At 69.1% G+C, this 21,872-nt stretch carries 18 protein-coding genes; 1 reads left to right on the top strand and 17 read right to left on the bottom strand.

Translation table 11 applies throughout. The features are described from left to right. Positions 1-5 precede the first annotated feature (5 nt). The 5 genes from LXT13_RS19710 to LXT13_RS19690 all read right to left on the bottom strand — a co-directional run bounded on the left by LXT13_RS19710 (position 6) and on the right by LXT13_RS19690 (position 6,175). The gene (locus tag LXT13_RS19710; RefSeq protein WP_233373679.1) at positions 6-731 is read right to left on the bottom strand and encodes an SDR family oxidoreductase; all 726 of its coding nucleotides are present in this window, start codon (positions 729-731) and stop codon (positions 6-8) included. Between the two features lie 2 nt (positions 732-733). Continuing rightward, complete coding sequence (locus LXT13_RS19705) at positions 734-1,678, bottom strand: CsgG/HfaB family protein (RefSeq protein WP_233373678.1); 945 nt, start codon at positions 1,676-1,678, stop codon at positions 734-736. An 84-nt stretch (positions 1,679-1,762) separates the two neighbouring features. Beyond that, positions 1,763-4,144, bottom strand: a complete 2,382-nt coding sequence (locus tag LXT13_RS19700; protein WP_233373677.1) for a penicillin acylase family protein — start codon at positions 4,142-4,144, stop codon at positions 1,763-1,765. Further along, complete coding sequence (locus tag LXT13_RS19695; RefSeq protein WP_233373676.1) at positions 4,144-4,932, bottom strand: SDR family oxidoreductase; 789 nt, start codon at positions 4,930-4,932, stop codon at positions 4,144-4,146. The genes LXT13_RS19700 and LXT13_RS19695 overlap by 1 nt, the downstream gene beginning before the upstream one ends. 130 nt (positions 4,933-5,062) lie before the next feature. After that, a complete protein-coding gene (locus LXT13_RS19690; protein ID WP_233373675.1) occupies positions 5,063-6,175 on the bottom strand; it encodes an ABC transporter substrate-binding protein in 1,113 nt (370 codons plus the stop codon). 181 nt (positions 6,176-6,356) lie between these two features. Between LXT13_RS19690 and LXT13_RS19685 the strand changes: the two genes are divergently transcribed. After that, complete coding sequence (locus tag LXT13_RS19685; RefSeq protein WP_233373674.1) at positions 6,357-7,967, top strand: sensor histidine kinase; 1,611 nt, start codon at positions 6,357-6,359, stop codon at positions 7,965-7,967. A gap of 2 nt (positions 7,968-7,969) precedes the next feature. On the opposite strand, the gene LXT13_RS19680 is transcribed toward LXT13_RS19685, so the two are convergent. From LXT13_RS19680 to LXT13_RS19625, 12 genes are all read right to left on the bottom strand, one after another. After that, positions 7,970-8,161, bottom strand: coding sequence for a hypothetical protein (locus tag LXT13_RS19680; RefSeq protein WP_233373673.1), 192 nt, complete (start codon positions 8,159-8,161; stop codon positions 7,970-7,972). Between the two features lie 64 nt (positions 8,162-8,225). Further along, a complete protein-coding gene (gene gtfA, locus LXT13_RS19675) occupies positions 8,226-9,722 on the bottom strand; it encodes a sucrose phosphorylase (protein WP_233373672.1) in 1,497 nt (498 codons plus the stop codon). Beyond that, positions 9,719-11,038: an MFS transporter gene (locus LXT13_RS19670; protein WP_233373671.1), complete on the bottom strand. Its 1,320-nt coding sequence runs from the start codon at positions 11,036-11,038 to the stop codon at positions 9,719-9,721. Before LXT13_RS19670 ends, gtfA begins: the two co-directional genes overlap by 4 nt. Continuing rightward, complete coding sequence (locus LXT13_RS19665) at positions 11,035-11,928, bottom strand: PfkB family carbohydrate kinase (RefSeq protein WP_233373670.1); 894 nt, start codon at positions 11,926-11,928, stop codon at positions 11,035-11,037. The genes LXT13_RS19670 and LXT13_RS19665 overlap by 4 nt, the downstream gene beginning before the upstream one ends. A 5-nt stretch (positions 11,929-11,933) precedes the next feature. Next, entirely contained in the window at positions 11,934-14,249 is a 2,316-nt protein-coding gene (locus LXT13_RS19660; RefSeq protein WP_233373669.1) for a TonB-dependent receptor, read from the bottom strand. A 201-nt stretch (positions 14,250-14,450) separates the two neighbouring features. Then, entirely contained in the window at positions 14,451-15,506 is a 1,056-nt protein-coding gene (locus LXT13_RS19655) for a LacI family DNA-binding transcriptional regulator (RefSeq protein ID WP_233373668.1), read from the bottom strand. 123 nt (positions 15,507-15,629) lie between these two features. Further along, on the bottom strand, positions 15,630-17,309 hold the full coding sequence (locus LXT13_RS19650; RefSeq protein ID WP_233373667.1) for an MFS transporter: 1,680 nt from the start codon (positions 17,307-17,309) through the stop codon (positions 15,630-15,632). A 210-nt stretch (positions 17,310-17,519) separates the two neighbouring features. Beyond that, positions 17,520-18,179 (bottom strand): 2-hydroxychromene-2-carboxylate isomerase, encoded by a 660-nt coding sequence (locus LXT13_RS19645; RefSeq protein WP_233373666.1) that lies wholly within the window; start codon positions 18,177-18,179, stop codon positions 17,520-17,522. Next, the gene (locus tag LXT13_RS19640) at positions 18,176-18,415 is read right to left on the bottom strand and encodes a DUF1289 domain-containing protein (protein WP_233373665.1); all 240 of its coding nucleotides are present in this window, start codon (positions 18,413-18,415) and stop codon (positions 18,176-18,178) included. Before LXT13_RS19640 ends, LXT13_RS19645 begins: the two co-directional genes overlap by 4 nt. After that, entirely contained in the window at positions 18,412-18,924 is a 513-nt protein-coding gene (locus tag LXT13_RS19635; RefSeq protein WP_233373664.1) for a YbaK/EbsC family protein, read from the bottom strand. Before LXT13_RS19635 ends, LXT13_RS19640 begins: the two co-directional genes overlap by 4 nt. 86 nt (positions 18,925-19,010) lie before the next feature. Continuing rightward, on the bottom strand, positions 19,011-20,210 hold the full coding sequence (locus LXT13_RS19630) for a cyanophycinase (RefSeq protein WP_233373663.1): 1,200 nt from the start codon (positions 20,208-20,210) through the stop codon (positions 19,011-19,013). Between the two features lie 125 nt (positions 20,211-20,335). Further along, entirely contained in the window at positions 20,336-21,769 is a 1,434-nt protein-coding gene (locus LXT13_RS19625) for a cyanophycinase (protein ID WP_233373662.1), read from the bottom strand. Between the last annotated feature and the right edge of the window lie 103 nt (positions 21,770-21,872).

The raw sequence follows: 21,872 nt of genomic DNA, 5'->3' as shown, positions 1-21,872 counted from the left end.
ACCGTTCAGCCGCGGCCGACAAAAGGCATGGCAGAAGCCATCACCGTCATGTTCAGCACGTTGGCCGACAGCGGCAGGCCGGCCATGTAGACGACGGCGCGTGCCACGTCATCCACGTCCATGCGCGGCTCCACGGCCGTCGTGCCATTGGCCTGCGGCACGCCGCGCGTCATCCTGTCGGTCATGTCGGTGGCAGCATTGCCGATGTCGATCTGGCCGGCCGCGATGTCGAAGGCGCGACCGTCCAGGCTCAACGACTTGGTCAAGCCCGTGATCGCATGCTTGGTAGCCGTGTACGGCGCCGAGAACGGCCGCGGGGCGTGGGCCGAGATGGAACCGTTGTTGATGATGCGGCCGCCGCGCGGCAACTGCGCCTTCATCAGCGCGAAGGCCGCGCGGGCGCACAGGAAGCTGCCGGTCAGGTTGGTGTCGACGACGGCCCGCCACTGGGCCGGCGTCAGCTCGTCGATGGGCACGGCCGGCGCGCTGATGCCGGCGTTGTTGAACAGCAGGTCCAGCCGGCCGAAACGGGCCTTCAGCACCGTGAACGCCGTCTCCACCTCGGCCTCGTCGGCCACGTCGGCGGACAGGTGCAGAGCGTCCTCCAGCGTCTCGCGCAGCGGCGCCTCGCGGCGGCCCATCAGCGCGAGCGTCCAGCCGTCGGCCGCCAGCGCCCGCGCCACGGCCCGACCGATGCCGGAGCCCGCGCCCGTGACCAGCGCGACCTTCATCATCAATTGCCGACGGCGTTGACCAGCGTGCGCTGCACCCAGCCGCTGAAGTTGGCCGCATCCACCTTGACGAAGCCGTCCTTCACCTCGCCGGTAGCCACCAGCTCATCGCTGCGGTTCAGCGTGGCGACCACCTTGGAGTCCTTGGACGGCGATGCATAGGCCTTCACGTTGGCGATCTTGGGCGCCAGCATCTGGCCGGCATTGATCGGCGCACCGGCCTGCGTGGAGCCGGCCGCATTGGCGTCGCCCGAGGCGCTGCCGGTGCGGATGAGGCTAGGCTGGTCGCGGATGGTCAGCACGATCTTGTTGTAGTTGTCGAGGAAGCTGGCGGCGATCAGCTTGCCTTCGGCCGTGCTCGTGTAGCCACCCATTCCGCCGACGGCACCGCCCCCGAAGCCCCAGCCGCCGATGGAGAAATCGGTCTTGCTGGCCTTGCCCTCGGCCGCGGCCACCTGGATGCTGGAGCGCACGTCGGCGATCAGAAGGCTGGTGGAGGCGTCCTTGAACTTCAGGCCGCCGGCGATAGCGCCGACGATGCCCAGCTTGCCGCCGAGGAAGCCACCCAGGCCGCCGCTGGTGTTGGCGCCGACCTGCACATTGGGCGTCATGACGAAGTCAGCGGCCTGCATCTGGCCTTTGCCGACGTTGGACTCCTGACGCATCTCGCCGGCGGCGGCCAGCGAGCGCTCCTGCTGCAGGTTCTGCATGGCCACGCCACGCTCGACGACGTCGAAGCAGCCGGATTGCTGGATCATCATGCGCAGCAGCGACGCGGGCGAGCCGAGGCCGTACTGCGACAGGTGGTTCCAGCCGTACTGCGGCTCGGCCACAGCGATGACGCCCAGCTTCTTGGGGCACTTCTCGACGGTAGAGCCCGCGTCTTCGGCGTGGGCGGTGGCCGTCGCGAGGCCGGCGAGCATCAGGGCGTACAGGGTCTTGTTCATTCACGGTCCTCCGGAAAACCCGGCATTGTGCCGAGCGCAGATGGCAGGTCGCATCGGCAACCCGCCTGAGCGGTGTCGCCTGGATCAGGGTCGCAGCACGAGACGGTGCTGCGCCGGGCCGGGCAGGAAAGGCAGCGGCTCGCCGGCCAGCCAGGCCGCGTGGTCGCTGCGGTAGAAGGGTGACATCGGGTGGCCGCTTTGGCCACCGGGGATGACGAGGATGCCGAGTTCTTCGTGCCCCGGCGAGACGACCATGCGTTCGCTCTGGCCATGGCCGTGGTTGTGCACGCGCGGCATGTGGCTGTCGCCGGCCATGCCTTGCGATGCCTGGTCGAGCCAGCCGGCCAGCACCGGCACGGCCGGGCTCAAGGGGTGGCGCATGTTCGTCGGGTTGTCCTGGCCCCAGGAGGCCAGCCGGCCGTGTCGCTCGACGATGACGCGGCGGCTGTCCAGCACGGCCCGCTGCAGCAGCGCCTGCCAGCTGGCATGACCGCCGGGCAACGTGTCGGGGCGGGCGGCCTGGATCAGCGCCCAGCCGGGCGTCTCAGGCACGATCTTCAGGTCGTGCAGCTTCAGCCCATGCACCTCCATCAGCGCGGCCAGCGGCGCAAGGATCGACTGCAGTGCCTGCTCGCGGAAACTCCGCACGAGCAGGTAGCCGACGGCGTCGGGCCGGGCGGCGTCCGCACTGCGCACCACCTCGGCGCGGTAGTCCGCCAGGCCGTTGGCGGTGACGAACTCGGGCGTCAGCACCTGATCGAGCAGCAGCCGGCGCCACCGCTGCAGCAGCAGCGCGCGGTGATCCAGCTGGATGGCGTGCAGGCTGGCTTCGTCGAAGCGTTGCTGCGCGCGCAGGTCGTCGCGGATCTGCATCGCGCGGGCGCCGAGGTCCCAGCCGCCGTTGCCGAGCAGCTTCATGGCTTCGCCGCCGACCATTCGGGCATTGGCCGTCCACAGCCGGCCGTCCGCCGGGTCGACAACGCGCGGCTGCTCGGCGGGCGACAGATAGCCCTGCCAGCGCGGCCGGCCGTCGCTCCAGTCCTGCGGCCGGTCCATGTCGCCCGCGTCGGCCAGCCCGACGCGGCGCGGAATGGCGCCGATGATTGTCCAGGCGATGCGGCCCGACGCGTCTGCCACCAGCAGGTTCTGCGCGGGCATGCCGGCGCCAGCGACGCGCTGCACCGCGTCGTCGACGCTGCCGGCCGTCTCCATGTGGAACAGCCGCAGGTTCATGCCCTCGGGGTCGTGCGCCACCCAGCGCAGCGCATAGGCCTGAGACGGCGGGGAGGGCAGGTCTAGCACGGGCCCCCATTCGCTGTCACGCACCACCTGCTCCACGGCCTCGCCGCCGGCCACCTCGATGCGCTCCACGCTGCGCCGCAACGGCTTGTCCACGCCGCCGGACCGGTAGTGCGTGCCGGCGGCATCGAGCTGCAGCGTGACGACATCGGCCCAGTCCGATGTCGTGTTCGTGAAGCCCCACGCCACTCGGCCGTTGCTGCCGACGACGAGCAGCGGTGCGCCTGGCAGTGTGACCCCGGCGATGTCGTGCCCGCCGGCGCCATCCTTCCAGACCATGCGCGCCTTGAACCAGGTACCCGGGGACCTCAGGCCCAGGTGCATGTCGTCGGCCAGCAGCGCCCGGCCCTCGGCACCATGGGCCGCGGCGACGGCGAAGTTGTTGCTGCCGAGGTCGCGGGCATCCTGCAGGCGACAGTCGCTGCACGCCGTCTTCGTGCTGCGCAGCGCGGCCGGCATCGGCCCGGCAGGCACCGGCACGGCAGCCACGCGGCTGTCGTCCAGCGCGGCCTGCCAGTCGGCACTGTGCTGACTCAAAAAGGCATACCAGTCGGCAGGCACTGCGTCGTGCAGCACACCCATGGCCAGGTCGTCGCGCCCCTGGGCGGACTGGAGGTCCAGGTACATGCCGTAGGCGACGAGCAGGCTGTCCTCCTCTGCCCAGGGCAACGGGCGCTGGCGCAGCAGCAGGTACTCCGGCGGACGCGCTCCCAGCGCGGCCAGGCCGGCGTTGACACCGGCGGTGTACGCGTCCAGCAGTTCGCGCTCGTCGCGCGGCAGCGCCGCAAGCGCCGCGACGGCGCGGTGGCGGAAGCGGTGCACGCGCCGCGCGCGGTCCAGCGGCAGCGCCATCGCGCCGACCAGGGCCGACAGCTCGCCCGCGGCATTGCGGCGCATCAGGTCCATTTGGAAGAAGCGCTCCTGCGCATGGACGAAGCCCAGCGCCCGGGCGACGTCCGTGCGGCTCTCGGCCAAGACACTGACGTAGCCGCGCTCGTCGCGCTGCACGTCCACCGGCGCGGACAGCATGGGCACGGTGTGCTCACCGTCGAGCTGCGCGAGGCTAGCCCGCAGCAGCAGCCACACCACCAGCGCCAGCAGCAGCGCGATCGCCAGCAGCGCGACCAGCCCCCGCCTGAGCCAGACCCAGGTCGCGCGCCGCGCCATCAGAACGTGCCAGGGTAGCTGCCGCCGTCGAGCAGGACGTTCTGCCCGGTCAGGTAGCCCGCGTGCACGCTGCACAGCATGGCGCAGACGGCGCCGAACTCGGCCGCCGTGCCGAAGCGCTGCGCAGGGATGGCCGCACGGCGCCGGGCCGCCAGCTCGTCCACAGGCACTCCGGCCTTGGCAGCCGCAGCGCTGAAGTTGCTGCGCAGCCGGTCCGTGTCGAAGGCCCCGGGCAGCAGGTTGTTGATCGTCACGTTGGCGCCGGCGAGCCGCGGCTGGCGGGCAAGCCCGGCGACGAAGCCCGTCAGGCCCGAACGCGCACCGTTGGACAGGCCCAGCGTATCGATCGGTGCCTTGACCGCGCCGGACGTGATGTTGACGACGCGGCCGAACCCCCTCTCCGCCATCGCGTCGACGGTGGCCTTCATCAGCTCGATGGGGGCCAGCATGTTGGCCTCCACGGCGGCCAGCCACTGCTCGCGACCCCAGTCGCGGAAATCGCCGGGCGGTGGACCACCGGCGTTGTTGACGAGGATGTCGACCTGCGGGCACGCAGCGAGTGCGGCGGCACGCCCGGCTTCAGTGGCGATGTCGCCCGCCACGGCACGCACCTCGGCGGCAGCATTGAGCATACGCAACGCTTCGGCCGTGACCTGCAAGTCCGCTTCGCCACGCGCCGTGATGACGACGTTGACGCCCTCCCCCACCAGCGCCTCGGCGCAACCGCGCCCCAGGCCTTTGCTGGCTGCGCACACCAGCGCCCAGCGCCCCTTCAAACCCAGATCCATGTCGCCAACCTCCTGATGCAGTCCCCGAAGGGCGGCTGCATCATCGCGCGGAACCTGCGGGTCCGGCTCCGCCGGCGCGCTAGGTTCGCCCCCTTGAGGGGGCCGGCGAAGCCGGTACGGCGTGGGCTAATCACCGCCTGAATTTTCCATCCTCACCCACGATGGACACGTCGGTGAAGTCCAGGCCGTTGTGGTCCTTGTCGGTGTAGTGCACCTGCAGGCCGCCGAGGTCGAACCGCGCGCCGTCCAGCGCCTTCAGGAAGCTCTCGCGGCTGATGTCCTTGCCGGCGCGCTTGAGGGTCTCCACGACCAGCTTGGCCGCGGCATACCCTTCCAGATGGGCGGGCGTCAGCTCGTTGCGGCCCGCGGCCTTCGCGGCCAGCAGGGCCTCTCGCACCATCAGGTTAGCCGTCGAACGCTCGTACGGGAAGAGCTGCGTCACGATGACGCCGCGGGCATCCTTGCCCAGTTCCTTGACGAATTCAGTGGACGCGTTGTTGGACAGCGTGGCGATATGCGCCGTCGAGTCGGCTTCCCGCAACGCCTTCACGCCTTCGACGACGGCGTAGCCGGGGCCGATCAGCACGACGGCCTCGATGCCGGCCTTGGCGATGGCCTGCATCGTCGGCGCCAGCTCGGGCTTGTTGCGGTCGAAGCGCAGGTTGGACATCGCTCGAAGCTTGATGTCATCCAGGCCCTTGATGGCGCCCTTGCCGGCGTCGTTGCCGAACGGATCGTTGACCTGCACGATGGTGATGCGCTTGACGCCGATGCCCGCCAGGTGCTTGACCGCGCGCTCGGCCTCTTTCTGGTAGCTGGCGCGCAGATGGAAGACATAGGGCTGCACCGGCTCGCGCAGGTCCATCGCGCCCGTGGCCGGGGCGACGAGCGCGAGCTTGTTCTCCTTGAGGACCGGCAGCATCGCCTCTGTCGGTCCCGTGCCGCGGCTGAGCATCAGCGCGATGACGCCCTGTCCCGCCAGCGCCTTGGCCTGGGCCACGGCTGCCGCGTCGTTGTACCTGTCATCGGCCGTGACGAGCTCGATGTTCTGGCCCTTGATGCCCCCCTGGGCATTGACCGAATCGAAGTAGAGCTTGGCGCCCTCCGCACTCTCCTGCACGATGCCGGCCACCGGTCCCGTGAACCCGGCGACCATGCCGATGCGCAAAGTGCTCTGCGCTGAAGCGCCGCTCATCCCGATGCAGGCAGCCATCGCGGCTGCCACGCGGACCCAACGATTCAATTTTTTCTCCTCAACGACGCCGGCTCGGCGCAGCCCGGCGGCGGATTTTGGGGCCAGCCCCCTACTTTGCAGGAGGCACTCACCCCCGGGAAAAACCCGGCCCCAATGGCCCGCAGTTGCGCATTCCGACCGGATTTGGCGCCATACACTCGGTCGGCTGCCGCGCCTCGAGCGCCCCGCCATGCCGGACCGTTATGCCCCGATCACCGCCGCCCTGCCCTCGGTCGCTCCGCGCCTGATCGGCTGGCAGCGCAACTCGCTGACCTTCGCCATCACGCTGGCCCTGCTGCTGGGCCTGCTGCTGCCGACGACGGCCGTGCTGGTCTACGACAGCCAGACGACGCGCGCCACGGCGATGGAAGATCTGCGCCGCGACCTGGCTCGCACGACCGAGGTCATGTCACTGTCGCTGGCCGAACCGGTGTGGCAGGTGTCGCCCGACCTGGCCGAGCCCATGGTGAAGGCCCAGGTGGACGATCCGCGCTTCGTCGCCGTGCGCGTCATCGAGCCGGGCGCCACAAGTCCCTTCCTGTCCTTCGAGCGCCGGCAGGACGCCGACACCGGTGCGCTGACGCTCAGCCAGAGCCGCCCCATCCTGCGTGACGGCCGCGAGATCGCGCAGCTGACCGTCACGATGACCGCGGCCCCGCTGCTGCAGGCCAAGCAGGCCGAGGTATGGCGCACGGTGTGGCGCAGCGGCCTGACGCTGACGCTGTCGCTCGTGCTCATGCTGTGGGTGCTGCAGCGCTATGTGCTGCGGCCGATGACCGCCCTCACCGGCGCGGCCGAGGCGCTGGCCGCCGGTCGGCTGGAGCAACCACTCCAGGTGGGCGGCGCCGACGAGATCGCCCGCGTGGGCATGGCGATGGAACGCATGCGCCAGGCGCTGCTGTCGGCCTTCGAGGCGCTGCGCCAGCACAACCTCAACTTGGAAGAGACTGTCACGCAGCGCACCGCCGAGCTCACGGCCAGCAACGCCGAGCTGTCGCAGGCGCTCGCGACGCTGCAGACGGCGCAGCGCGAGCTGGTCGAGTCCGAGAAGCTGGCGTCGCTGGGCCGGCTGGTGGCCGGCGTCGCGCATGAGCTGAACACGCCGCTGGGCAATGCGCTGACGGTGGTTTCGACGCTGGATGACCGCTACAGACAGCTGGAGGCGCTGCTGGCCGGCACCGTGCAGCTGCGCCGCAGCACGCTGGAGGAGCTGGCGCGCGACACGCGGCGCGCGCAGGACATCTTGCAGCGCAACGTGCAGAAGGCGGCCGACCTCGTGCGCGATTTCAAGCAGGTGGCCATCGACCAGACGGCCGACCTGCGGCGCGACTTCGAGCTCGGCAAGGTCGTGGAGGACGTGCTGGTCATGGTGGAGCCGAGCTTCAAGAAGACGCCTTACGTCATCGACACCGACCTGTGCCAGGGCTTGAGGATGAACAGCTACCCCGGCGCGCTGGGCCAGGTGCTGACCAACCTGCTGATGAACGCACTGTTGCACGGCTTCGACGGCCGCGAGCAAGGCCACGTGACAGTGCACTGCGCGGCGCTGGGCAGCAACGAGGCCGAGCTGAGCGTCACGGACGACGGCCGCGGCATGGACGAGTCCGTGCGGCGGCGCATCTTCGACCCTTTCTTCACGACCAAGCTCGGCACCGGCGGCTCGGGCCTGGGCATGCACATCGTGCACAGCATCGTCACGAACGTGCTGGGCGGCCAGATCGAGGTGAAGTCGTCGCCCGGCCAGGGCACGCAGATGCTGATCCGGCTGCCGCTGGTGGCACCGCAGCGCAAGGGCGCCTAGGTTTACTGCGACGACGCGGAGGCGGGCATGGACGCTGCCTCGACAGCTGCGCTGACGGCTGCGGAAGCCGCGGGTTCTTGGGCGGCGCTCACGTCATGCTTCTCGCCGCCCATGTCGATGTTGCCGCCGCTCTTCATCAGGATAAACAGCGCCAGCGCGGCGAACACGACGAAACCCAGGACGATCTTCCACATGCCATTGTCTCCAGTTGACTGACCGGAGATTCTGTGCGGCGAGGCTGACGCTCAACTGAAGGCGTCAACTGAACGCGAAGTGCTGCGTACCGCCCGCCCCATCGCTGCAGGTCAGCGCATGGTCGCGGCTGGCGAAGTCGATACGCAGCGCGGACCAGTGCGCGCCATGCTCCCAGCGCAGCTGCAGCTCGGTGTCGCTGCTGGCGCCGACGCTGAACGTGCCGCCGAAGGCCGGGTGCCGGTTGCGCAGCCGGATCAACTCGATGAGACGGCCCACGACGGGCCGTTCGCACTCGCGCGCGATCTCGTGCTCGCTGTAAAAGTGCCGATTGATGTCACGGCCGACCTGCGTGCGGGCGAGCAGGTCCAGGTCGTTGTGGCCGGCCAGCAGGCCGACGTAGTAGACCTGCGGCACGCCGGGCAGGAAGAACTGCAGCGCACGGGCCAGCAGGTAGGCCGTCTCGTCGCGGCCCATGGCGTCGAAGAAGGTGCAGTTGACCTGGTAGAGGTCCAGGTTGCTGGCCGCCGCCCCCGTGGCCAGCCGGCTCTCGCCGCCGCTGGCGGCGTGGATGCGCTCGACGAGCGCATCCAGCTCCTCGGGCGGCACAAGGCCCGGGCGGGCCGCGCGGTCGCTCGCGTCGGCGCCGATGTCGATGATGCCGATACCGTCGTGCGTGTCCAGCACCGTCAGTGCGTTGGTGGGGCGGATGCCGATCCAGCGCTTGAGCGCCGTGGCGGTGCCGAAGCTGAAGGCGTGTAGCACCAGCGGCGGCAGCGCAAAGTCGTAGACCCAGTCGACCCGGCCGGCGATCTCGATCTGGCGCTGGTAGTAGGAATGGATCTCCACCAGCACCTCGATGCCGAGCGCCTTCGCCTCGGCAGCGAACTCGCCGATGAAATCGAAGGTCTCAGGCATCATGAAGCAGCTCGCGCCAGCCTTCTTGATGGCGTAGCCGACGGCGTCCAGCCGCACCATGCGGATGCCGTTGTCGGCAAAGGTGCGCAGGATGCCGCTCAGGTAGGCGCGGCCCTGCGGGTGGTGCACTGCGATGTCGATCTGCGCGGGCGTGAAGGTCGTCCACAGCAGGCGCCGCTCGCCATTGCGCAAGGTCGCATACGTCAGAGGCAGCCCCGGGCGTGGGCGGTAGACGGCCAGCAGGTCGCGCTCGTTCACGCCCTGCGGGAAGACGGCATCCAACGTCAGGAACAGCCCCGCATAGGCCGAAGCCTCGCCATTCTCGGAGTAGTCCTGGAACTGCGGCGAACCGCTGGACATGTGGTTGACGATGACGTCGGCCATGACGTCGAGCTGGCCGGTCAGCGCCTTGATATCGGCCCAGTCACCCAGGCGCGGGTCGACCTCGGTGTGGTCGATCGGGTCGAAGCCAGCGTCTGCGCCGTCGATGGCATGAAAGAACGGCAGCAGATGCACACTGCCGAACACGCCGGCCAGCGGCGAGCCGGGCTCGGCAAGCAGGCGGCGAAGACGCTTCAGGTCGCCACGGTCGCGCTGACCGCCGAGGCGGTCGACATAGGTGATGAGCTGGACTTGGTTTTTCATGGCGATTTCTCGGAGGGCACGCGCAGCACGCACAGCGCGGCCAGCGCCAGCAGCACGCCGGCAAGACGGATGACGTTCTCGGGTCGGCCGCCCAGCAGGCTGTCGTAGATCAGCGGCAGCGTCACCGCCTGGATCAGCATCGGGATGACGATGAACATGTTGAAGATGCCCATGTAGACACCCGCCCGCTCGGGCGGGATGCTGCCGGCCAGCAGCACATACGGGTTGCCCATGATGGAACCCCACGCCAGGCCGATGCCGACCATCGGCAGGAACAGCCACGCCTTGTCGCGGATGCCCGGCAACGCCCACATGCCGGCCGCGGCGCAGGCGAGCGCGAACGCATGGACCCATTTGGCGCCGAGGCGGCGCGTGAACGGAAGCATGGCGAACGCGGCGACGAAGGCGACCGCGTTGTAGAAGCCGCCCACCTGGCCGTTGAGCAGGCTGGCGTCCCGGAAGCCGGCGCTGTGCGGGTCGGCCGTGCCGAAGACCGTGGCCGCCAGCATCGGCACGATGTAGATCCAGTAGCACATCATCCCGTACCACTGGAACAGCGCCATCCACCACAGCCGGCGCATCGTGGGCGGCATGTCGCGCAGCGCGGCGCCGATCTCCGCCAGGGCCGGGCCGAGCCCGCGCGGCAACGCGCGCAGCCGGGCCAGCTCCTGCGGCGGCAGCGGCAGCTCGGGCACGCGCCGCACAGACCACCACACCGTCGTGAACGACAGCAGCGCCCCGATCAGGAAGGCGAGCGTCGTGACGACCGGAATGCCATTCGCGCCAAGCGCATCCTTGCTCAGGCCGAGGCCCACGAGCAGGCTTGGCGTCAGGTAGGCCAGCGTCTGCGCGAGGCCCGTGAACGACGCCTGTGTCAGGAAGCCGCTGGCATGCTGCTCTTCGCGCAGCCGGTCGCTGACATAGGCCCGGTAGGGCTCCATCGTCACGTTGTTGGCAGCATCGAGGATCCACAGCAGGCCGGCAGCGAACCACAGCGCCGGGCTGAACGGCATGGCCAGCAGGCCCAGCGAGCAAATCAGCGCGCCGATCAGGAAGTACGGCGTGCGGCGCCCCCACCGGTGCGTCGTGCGGTCGCTCATCGCGCCAATCAGCGGCTGCACCAGCAGCCCGGTGATCGGCCCGGCCAGCCACAGATAGGGCAGGTCCTTGCCGTCAGCGCCCAGCATCTGGTAGATCGGGCTCATGTTGGCCTGCTGCAGGCCGAAGCTGAACTGGATGCCGAGGAAGCCGGCATTCATGTTGACGATCTGAGAGGCCGACAGCCGCGGCTTGTTCATCGGGAAGGCCAGGGTCATGCACCCTCCTCGGCGGCGGGCAGCTGGTGCAGGGCCTCGCGCCACGGCGAAAGTGCCGCCGGGTCCGCCGGCAGCGGGCCGCGCACGCCACAGATCATCGCGGCGTAGCGGTTGGCAAGATGCAACGTGGCGTCGAGGTCGCGCCCCAGCGCGAGACCGGCCAGCAGCATCGCCGTGAAGCCATCGCCCGCGCCGACACTGTCGACGAACGCCGGCGGGTCCACGCCCTCGCCGCTGGCGATCTGCTGCCCACGGATGCCGAAGAACGCATAGCCCGACGCGCCGCGCGTCAGCACGACGCGCTCCAGCGCGAAGCGGGCCATCAGCGCGGGCAGCGTCGGCTCGAACCACGCCAGCAGCCGCTCGAGTTCGTCCTCATTGAGCTTGACCCAGTCGGCCAGCATCAGCGATTCGGCCGCCAGCGCGGGCGTGTCGGCGCCTGCACGCAGGTTCAGGTCCAGCAGGCGCCGGCCGGCCGAGCGCTTCAGTAGAGCGCGGAGCGTCGACCGGGAGACCACATGGCGCTGCGCCAGGCTGCCGAAGTAGACGAGGCCCGCATCGCCAGGCGCCGGCGGCGCCAGGTGATCCCACGCGGCATCGGCATGGATCTCGAAGCGGTGCCCGCCCCCCTCCTCGTGCACGCTGACGCGGCCGGTGGCGTGGCTGGCGTCGCGCTGGATGTCGTCCACGGCTAGGCCGTAGCGCGACGCGCTGTCGAGCAGCAGTCTTCCCGCCATGTCGTCCAACCCGATGCGGCTGACGAAGCGAACGGGCGCGCCGAGCGCGGCCAGCGAGCGCGCCACGTTGAACGGCGCGCCACCGGCGACGGCGCCGTCGTGGAACTCGTCCACCAGGGCCTCGCCCAGCACCAGGACGGGATGGGCCGTCATCGCGATCAGAAGCTGTAGCGCAGCGAGGCCTTGACCGTGCGGCCCGTGTAGGCGCGCGCCGCACCGCGACCGTCGTTGCTCTCGGTGTAGGCCAGCTCGTTGAGCAGGTTGTTGGCGGCCAGCGTCAGCGTGGCGCGCGGCGTCAGCGCATAGCTCGCGAACGCGTTGACGACCGTGTACGCCGGCAGCGTGATCGTCAGTGGTCCGGCCGGGCCGTCGTCCCGGCTCTTGGTGGTGCCGACGATGCCCAGGCCCAGCGTCAGCGCATCACCGATGTTCGCCGTGGGCGTGAGCTGGTAGACGACCTTGGCCTGGCGCTTCGGCGCGCGGCCGTCGGCCTGCTTGGCGCTGGTGTAGGTCAGACCGCCCAGCACGCTGAAGATGCCGACCTGCGCCGACCCCTCCAGCTCCAGCCCGTTGCTGCGGTAGCTGTTGGCCTTGGCGACGATGGGCGTCGTCGTCACGTCTACGTTGACCTCGTCGGTCTTGGCATGAAAGAGCGTGGCGAACAGGCTCATGCCATGGCCGCGCAGCTTCACGCCCACCTCGGCCTGCTTGACCTTGTTGGTCGGGATGGTGGGACTCCTGCCGTTGACGAGGTCGGGGCTGTTGAAGAAGGTGATGCGGTCGGCGTTGTAGGCCGCGCCATCGGAGTAACGGGCGAAGACGGACAGATCGTTGCTGAGCGCATAGTTCCCGCCCAGCGAGTAGGACGTGCGGCCAAAGTCGTAATCGATGACGTTGGGCTTGCTCAGGTCGTAGCTCAGGCCGGCGTTTGACTGGTAGTAGGCGCCGCTGGCCTTTTGGTTGTCGCGGCGCACGCCGATGTCCGCCGACAGCGCGCCGGACTCCAGGTTCAGCACCAGGTAGGGCGCGTCGGTCGTGTACTTGCTGTCCTGCGTGTTGCTACAGCAGCCGCCGAATCCCGGCGCGCCATTGATGACGCCGGGCACGTTCAGCAGGCGCGCACCGTTCTCGTCAGCCGACAGCGAGTACTGGTTGAAGTTCCACGTCAGGTCCAGCTTCTGCACAGACGTGTAGAGGCCGGCCACCGCGCTGAGCCTGCTGCCGCCACCGAGGTCGAAGTCACGCGAGAACTTCAGGTCGTTGGCCATCAGGCCCACGTTGTCGACCTGGGTGTTGAAGACGACGGCGGTGAACTTGTTGCCGGTGTAGGCCTTGCCGGCATCGGCACCGGTGGCAATCGTGGTGCCGGCTGGCGCCGCGGCCACGTCATCGCCCGGAAAGATGCCAATGAAACGACCCGAGTTCTTGCTCCACGAGAACTTGTCCTGCAGCCGGAAGCCGCCGCCGGCGTCCAGGTCCACCTCGGCGCCGAAGGCATCGCTCTTGGCGACCAGGCCGTCGCGGATGTTGCTGGTGGCGCGGCCGTTGGTAGCCGTCAGCGTGTTGTCCAGCGGCCAGCCAGCGTTGTAGAAGGCGGTGCGGCGCGGGTCCAGCCCGGGGATCTCCTGGATGCTGCCGTTCACGTACTTCACCGGCGTGGGCATGAAGGTGGGCGTGTGGTCGTCCAGGTGCTTGACGCTGAAGCGCACGAAGCTCTTGCCCTCCAGCTCAAACGTCACGTTGGCGCGGATCTGGCCGCCGTTCTCGGTACCGTCGGCGCCCTTGCGGCCACCATCACCCGTGCGGTAGAAGCCGCCGACGAAGAACCGCGTCTTGGGCGCAAGACGTCCGCCGTAGCCGATGTCCACACGGGTCTGCTCGAAGTCCAGCCCCTTGGTGAGCTGGATGCTGCCGCCCTGCTCCAGGCCGGTCTTGGTGATGAAGTTGATGATGCCGCCCGGCGCGCCGGTGGCCAGCAGCGCGGCCGAGCCGCCGCGCACGACCTCCAGCCGTTCGAAGCCAGCATCAGCGCGCATCCAGGTGTCGGGCGTCGCGAAGGCGATGTCGCCGAACTGCAGGATGGGCAGGCCATCTTCCTGGAACTGGATGTAGCGCGCGCCACCGGCGGACACGGGGATGCCGCGGACGGCGACGTTGGCGTTGGACTCGCCGCCGCTGGCCTCGGCGCGGATGCCCGGCACGGCCCGCAGCACGTCGGTCGCGCTGGCAGCCGTGACGGCTGTGACGCCCTCGCTCTCGATCGTCGAGATGGCCACGCTGGATTTCATCTTCGACTTGGCCGACGACGACCCCGTGACGACCACAGCCTCGAGCTTCAGGCCGTCGGGCGCCGCCGTGGCGGCCTCCTGAGCCTGCGCGCCGGCGCCGGCCAGGACCAGCGCGATGGCCACGGCGATGGGATGCACGGCGCCCGGGCAGCGGGGGATACGGGGGATGAGGTGGTTCGAGGTCATGGTGTCTCCTTGGGTAGCGCTCTGGTGGCGGGAGGCTGGCCCGGGATCGGTCTCGGGTGCCGTGGCGGCATTCTGCGACTCCAATGCAATCGATTGCAATTCGTCGTAAATACCTATTTAAGTTCAAATTAACAACATAGCCAACCACCAGATGCAATCGATACCAACAAGCCGAAAGCACGGTCGACCGTGCCTGATGTTTCAGCCGCCCGCCATCGGCGCGCTCTCGCGAAGCTTCAGATAGACGGGCATCGTGCGCGGCTCGGCCCGGTCGCCGCGCATCTGGCCCAGCAGGGCCTCGACGAGTTCGGCGCCGGCCTCGGCCACCGGTTGGTGGACGGTCGTCAGCGGCGGATCGCAATAGGCGGCCAGCGGCATGTCGTCATAGCCCACGACGGCGACGTCGCCCGGCACGCTGCGGCCGACGGCGCGCAAGGCCTGGATGGTCAGCAGCGCCAGAACGTCGCTGCAGCAGACGACGGCATCGAAGTCGCGCACGCGGGCACAGAACTCGCGCAGCACGTCACCGGCAACGCCAGGCTCGAACGGCGCGGGCGACTCCAGCGCCGGGTCCACCGCGACGCCGGCTTCGCGCAGCGCCTGCGCGTAGCCCTGCCGACGCAGCCAGACTTCCGGTAGGTTGGCGTCGCCGACGAAAGCGATGCGACGCCGGCCCTGCTGCAACAGGTGGCGCGTGGCCAGCGTGCCGCCCAGCACGTTGTCGCCGCCCACGCTGCAGTAAAGCTGCTGCGGCATCTCGCCACCCCATACGACCAGCGGCAGTTTTCGCGCCGCCATCTCGTTGAGCTGGTCGTGATGGCGCCACTGCCCGATGAGGATGATGCCGATGGCCTTGCCGGAGTCGAACCAGTGCGAGGCCAGGTCCAGCCGCTCGGCGTCCACGCGCGACAACAGCATGTCGTAGCCGCGGTCCGTCAACGCGTCGGCGATGGAGCCGACGATGGACAGGAAGAACGGGTCGGAGATGTGCTGACGCGACGCCGCGTCATAGGGCACGACGACGGCGACGGTCTTGTTCTCCTGCAGCCGCAGGTTGCGCGCTCCGAAGTTGATCGAGTAGTTCAGCGACCGCGCCAGTTCGGCCACTCGCTGGCGGGTCTCGGCATTGACGAGCTCGCTGCCGTTGAGCGCGCGGGACACGGTGGACACCGACACGCCGGCCAGCCGGGCGATGTCGACCATCTGCAGGCGGCGCTGTTCGCCGCCGGACTCTTGCTTGGAATTGGGCTTGGACATTGACGTCATCCTCTCAGTCTCGCCGTCAGCAGACAAGCGAGGCCACCCGCAGCGCACAAAAAAGCCGGCAAATGCCGGCCTTGCTGCGCGGCCCGGAGCAGCGCTCCGGGCTTGCGTCTGACGTCAGTCCTTGCCGTAGATGTCCACATCCTTCGTCTCGCGGACGAACAGCAGGCCGATGACGAACGTGACCGCTGCGATGACGATGGGGTACCAGAGGCCGTGGTAGATATTGCCGTTCTGCGCCACCATCGCGAACGTGATGGAGGGCAGCAGGCCACCGAACCAGCCGTTTCCGATGTGGTACGGCAGGCTCATCGACGTGTAGCGGATGCGGGTCGGGAACATCTCGACGAGCGCCGCGGCGATCGGGCCGTAGACCATCGTCACGTACAGAACCAACACGAACAGGATGGCGATGACCATCGGCACGTTGGCCTTGGCCATGTCTGCCTTGGCCGGGTAGCCGGCGGCCTTCATCGCGTCGCCCAGTTCCTTCTTGAAAGCCGCGATGGCCTTGGTGCTCGCTTCGTCGAACTTGTGCTCGGTCAGCTTGCTGGCGGTGGGCACGGCGATTTCCTTGTCGCCGATGCGCACGACCGTCGGCACACCGGCGCCGGCCTCGACCGTCTCGGAGCTGGCCGACGACACGGCCAGCGCACGCTTGGCGATGTCGCAGGCGCTGGTGAAGTCCACCTCGCGCGCCACCGGACTGCCCTGGAAGGAGCAGCTGGCGGTGTTCGTCACCAGCGTAACCTTGGCCGTTTCCTGAGCCTTGGCGAGGTCCGGGTTGGCCGCGCCCGTCAGCGCCTTGAACAGCGGGAAGTACGTGACGGCAGCCAGGATCAGGCCGGCCATGATGATGGGCTTGCGGCCGATCTTGTCGGACATCGAACCGAACACGACGAAGAACGGCGTGCCGAGGATCAGCGAGATGGCGATCCAGATGTTGGCGCTGGACGCGTCGACCTTGAGCACCGACGTCAGGAAGAACAGCGCGTAGAACTGGCCCGTGTACCAGACCACGCCCTGGCCGGCGACCAGGCCGAACAGCGCCAGCAGCACGATCTTCAGGTTCTTCCACTGGCCGAAGGATTCGGACAGCGGCGCCTTGGAGGTCTTGCCCTCGGCCTTCATCTTCTGGAAGGCCGGCGACTCATTCATCGACAGGCGAATCCACACCGAGATGCCCAGCAGCAGGATGGACACGATGAACGGCACTCGCCAGCCCCACTCGCCGAATTCCTTCTCGCCCAGCGAGGTCCGCACACCGAGGATGACCATCAGCGACAGGAACAGGCCCAGCGTCGCAGTCGTCTGGATCCACGACGTGTAGGCGCCGCGCTTACCCTGCGGCGCGTGCTCGGCCACGTAGGTGGCGGCACCGCCGTACTCACCGCCGAGTGCCAGGCCCTGCAGCAACCGCAGGCCGATCAGGATGACCGGCGCGGCCGCACCGATCGTCGCGTAGGACGGCAACACGCCGACGATGAACGTCGACAGGCCCATGATCAGGATCGTGACCAGAAAGGTGTACTTGCGGCCGATCATGTCGCCGAGGCGCCCGAACACCAGCGCGCCGAAGGGGCGCACGATGAAGCCGGCGGCGAAGGCCATCAGCGACGCAATGAAGGCGGCCTGCGGGTCCAGGCCCGCGAAGAACTGCTTGGCGATGATGGGCGCCAGCGAGCCGTAGAGGTAGAAGTCGTACCACTCGAACACCGTGCCCAGCGAGGAAGCGAAGATGACCTTCTTTTCCTCTTTGGTCATCGGCGCCGCGGCGGAACCTGCTGCAGTTGCCATTTGAAAAGTCTCCGTCTGTTGTCAAGCCGCCGCCCGACGGGCGGCCTTGCAGCGCGACTATTCACAGGCCCTCTGACCGTGTTCTGACGCCAGTCTGAATCGAGGCTGACAAACTCCGCAGGAACCCGCGGTTCGCATTTCTCAATGCGAGAGTTGAAGGCCGTCGCGGGTAAATCCGGGGGGCGTGATCTGCATCACGCCTGACCGTCGTCAATGCCTGCGGGCGACACCCGGCCGCGGCTGTGCGGCGGCCTCCCAGGCTCCGCTGCGGAACCACGGATCGCCGTCCAGCGCCGCGCGCACCATCGGCAGCGCGTCCTGGCCCCAGAACAGCCGGCCGTCCAGCTCGACGGTAGGCACGCCGAACACGCCCAGGCGCAGCGCGGCCTCGGTCTCGCTGCGCAGACGCTGCTTAACGGCCTCGCTAGCGGGGTCCTGCGCCGGCGCCAGCCGTTCGGTCAGCGCCGCCAGCCGGGCCGTGTCGTTGGCGTCGGCGCCCGCACCGCGCCAGACGTGGTGGAACAGTTGCTCGACGACCCAGCGCCCGGGCGTGTCGCCAGGCTCGCCCTCGACCGCGGCGCAGGCCCAGGCCAGGCGCAGCAGCGGAAGCGGGTTGAACGGATGCTGGGCCGGCGGGTCAAGCGGGACACCCTGGCGGTGCGCCAGCCAGGCTACCTGGCGGAAGGTCCAGCGCCGCTTGACCTCGATCTCGGCCGGCCCCTTCTGGCCCAGCGCCTGCAGCAGCGCCGCCAACAGGATGGGCCGGTAGACCACCTCCACACTGTGGCCGGCAAGCGCCTCCGGAAGGGCCTCGAAGCCCAGCGCCGCGTACGGCGAGATGGGGTCGAAATAGAACGTCAGTCGCTTCACGCAGCCTCCGGCGATGCAGACGGCGGGCCCAGCCACAGGCCGCGACGCTGCAGCTCGGCCTGCCGCGCGGGCAGTTGGGCCAGGATGTGGCCGTGGCGGCCCGCCGGCGCAGTGCCCCAGCCGGCAATCTCGTCAAGCCGGCGCGCGCAGCCCCGGCACCAGCCGCTCGCGGCGTCCATCACGCAGACGTTCACGCACGGCGAGCGCACGGCGGCGGTCATGCCGGGCGGCGTCATGGCTGCACCACGTCCAGCACCGGCGCGCCGGTCAGCTGGACCAGCGCCGCCGGCGTCAGCTTGAACACGCCGTTCGGATGACCGGCCGCGGCCCAGATGACGTCGAAGCGGAACAGCTCGCGGTCGATAAACAGCTGCGGCGCGGTGAAGCCGGCCACCGGCGCAAAACCGGTGGGCGACACGCCACCGATGGAAAAGCCGGTGCGGCTCTTGACGAATTCGGCATCGGCGCGGCCCAGCGGGCCAGTGAGCGGCGTCAGCCTGGCCTCGTCGACGCGCTTGTCGCCGGACGTGATGACAAGCACCGCCGTATCGTCCGCCTTGCGACGGAAGACCACCGACTTGGCGATCTGCCCGAGCGTGACGCCCAGTGCGTCCGCGGCCTCCTGGGCGGTGCGGGCGGCAACGTCGAGCCACAGCGGCGGATGCGGGTGAGCCTGCGCCTGCAGCGCGGCGGTGACGCGCCGGAACCCTTCGGGTCGGGCGTCCTGGAGATCGGTATCAGCCATGGACGCGATTGTGGCCATATCGCCGGCCCTCGGTCGTCGATGTGGGTCGTGAGGCCGCCATGCCGGCGATCCTTGGCGACACGTGGCTACCCCACCGCCTCGCGATCACCCGCCAGCGGCAGGTACAGAGGATTTGCGACACGCACCGGCACCACGTCCAGCAACGCACCGAGCACCGTGTAGTCGACACCGGCGGGCGTCGCGTCGCGCCAGCCGACGAGGCCGGGTCCACGGTGCAGGCGGAACTCGAAGCCGATGTCCGCGTGCTCGTCGCCGGCGCGCGAGTGGCCGCGGCAGGCCAGTCCGCGCACCTCGGGGAACGGTCCGTCCAGCAGCTGCACCAGCGCGCCGATCAGGCAACCGTCGCCGAGGATGTCGAGGAAATACCGTTCGGCCCGCAGGCTCGGCACGAAGCCGGGCGCCGCGGGGTCCAGGCGCTGGCCCTGCTGCTTGCGGTCGGCAGGAGTCGTCTGCCCGGTCGCGAGGTCATGGCAGTCACCATGATCCAGGTAGCTCAGGCGCGCCCCCCGCAGGTTGAATGCCGGCAATGCGGGGTCATGCGTCGCATCGCCCAGGTCCACCAGCACGGCGCCGCTGCCACCGATGACCTCCAGCCGGCTGCCGTGGATGACGGCCGCAGCGTTCTCGTCTACCCCGAGGCCCAGACGGCAGCCGAGGCGGTGCAGCGCCGGCAGCATGCGGCCGATGCGCCCGCGCTTGAGGAAATGCTGGTCGATGAGCAGGCCGTCGATAAAGCCGAGGCCGTGGTCGTACTCCTGCCCGGCGCGCCAGCGGCCGTTGAGGATGGCGAGGTTGTCCATCGCATCGCGGAACATCATGCGGCTCATGACGGCCGCACCGGCGCTGGTGCCGGCGATGACACCGCCGGCCTCGAAGACGCTGCGAATCGCCTCCAGCATGGCCGTCGGCCGGCCGCCGGGCTGCAGCGTGTCAACGATGAACTCCTGCGCGCCGCCGGAGAAGAACACGGCCCGGCTGGCCGCCACGCGGGCGATCAGCGCCGCGTCGTTCAACTGCGCCGCCAGGTCGATGCCGTCCCATTGCGGCGCGACGGGGATCAGCTCGGCCGCCGCGCCACAGCGGTTCAGCGAGGCGACGATCTGCGCGCCGATGCGCTCGGGCTCCGTCGCGGCCGTCGGGAAGACGGCGATGGGCACGCCGGCGCCGCCGGCTTCATCGACGATGCGCTGCCAGACGGCATCGCTGCCGACCTTCAAGGCACCGCCGATGACGATGACGGTGCCGGTCGCGGGAGAAGTCTGCAAGATGAAGGCCGCCGCCCGACGACGCGCCGGGCATGAAGGAGTTCGACAGCCTGCCATCTTGGCAGGCCTCGGGCCAGCCGCGCCACGGGTGATGCCCGCAGGGTGGACAGGCGGGGCGAAGGCGACTACTGCGTCACGCTGCCCTTGGACTGCGGCGGCGGCGTCCAGCCGCCATACAGCGGCATGGGCAGGCGCACCGGGCTGATGTCCAGGTACAGGTTGGTCACCGTGAACTGCTCGCCGCCGAACTCCTCAGTGCTCCAGCCCAGCGAATCCGAGCCCTTGTAGAGCCGGAACAGGAAGCCCAGCTCAGCCAGTGGGTCGTTGGCCTTGGGCAGCACGTCGAACGCCAGGCCCTTGACCTCCTTCTGCACGCTGTCGATGAGCCGGCTCATCGCGCCCGAGATGGTCGAGTCGCCCAGCATGTCGAGGTGGAAGACATCGTCCGTGTAGTAGGGCTTGAAGTTGGGCGACTCGGCGTCGTGCAGCTCGCCGCGCAGCTTGGGGGCCGACGGCGTCGTCGAACGCGCGCGCAGGTGATAGCGGTCGCCATGCTCCAGGTAGGACAGCCGCGCGCCCTGCACGTTGAACGCGCCGAGCGACGCATCGGTGCTGGCCTCGGTCAGGTCGACGATCAGGCAGCCGCGGTCGCCGATGACCTCGATCTCGTCGCCACGGATGATGGCCGCGGTGTTCTCGTCCACGCCCAGGCCCAGCTTGTAGCCCTTGGCCATCATCAGCGGGATCATGCGGCCGAAGCGGCCGCGCTTGAGGAAGTGCTGGTCGACAAACAGGTTCGGGCCGACGAAACCAAGCCCGCGGTCCACCTGCTTGCCGTCGGCGAAGCGGCCCTTGAGGACATTGATGACGCTGGGCGCGTCGCGGAACATCGTCGTGCTCATGATGGCGGCACCGGCTGACGTGCCGGCCACGACGCCGCCACGGCGGTAGACGTCCCAGATGGCCTCCAGCATGGGCGTGCTCTGGCCCCCGGGCTGCAGCACATCGACGATGCGCTCCTGCACGCCGCCGGTGAAGAACACGCCCTTGGCCGCCTTGACCTTGCCGATCAGCGCCGGGTCGCGGACGACCTTGTTCAGGTCCACCCACAGAAACTTGGGCGCTACCGGCAGCGCCTCGGCGACTGCGCCGCGGCGCTGCAGCAGGTCGACGATCTGCTTGGCGCTGGCCTCCGGGTCCTCGCTGGCCGTGCCGAAGACGACGAAACGCGAACCCTTGCCGCCGGCCAGCTGCACGAGGCGCTGCCAGACCTCCTCGTTGTCCGCCTTCAGCGCGCCGCCGATGGCCACGGCGTAGCCGCGGATGGCCGGCTCGGCGTCAGCCAGGGGCTGGAGCGCGCCGGAAGGGGCCGACGCGGCTGCGGCGGCTGGCGCCGCCTTCGGCGCAGTGGCCTTTGCGGCCGCTGCCGGCGTGGATGGACGGAACAGCCGGAACCCCTGTGCCCCGCTCGCTGCCGTCGCCGGCGCAGTGGGCGCCGCCGCCTGCACACCCATCGCCCATGCCATGGCCACCACACCGGCCCAAATCCATGCCCTCATGCCCTGCATCCTCCTCGTCGTCGGCTGCGGATCATGACAGACGTCGTGTGACGCGTAGCCCCTCATACGGACGACACCATGCGTGGCGCGCAAGAGACGATTC

The organism is Pelomonas cellulosilytica (genome assembly GCF_021353265.1).
In the GTDB taxonomy this organism is placed as follows: Bacteria; Pseudomonadota; Gammaproteobacteria; order Burkholderiales; family Burkholderiaceae_C; genus Pelomonas; species Pelomonas cellulosilytica.
The sequence above is the reverse complement of the archived record's forward strand: the minus strand, read 5'-3'. Positions and strand labels throughout refer to the sequence as shown.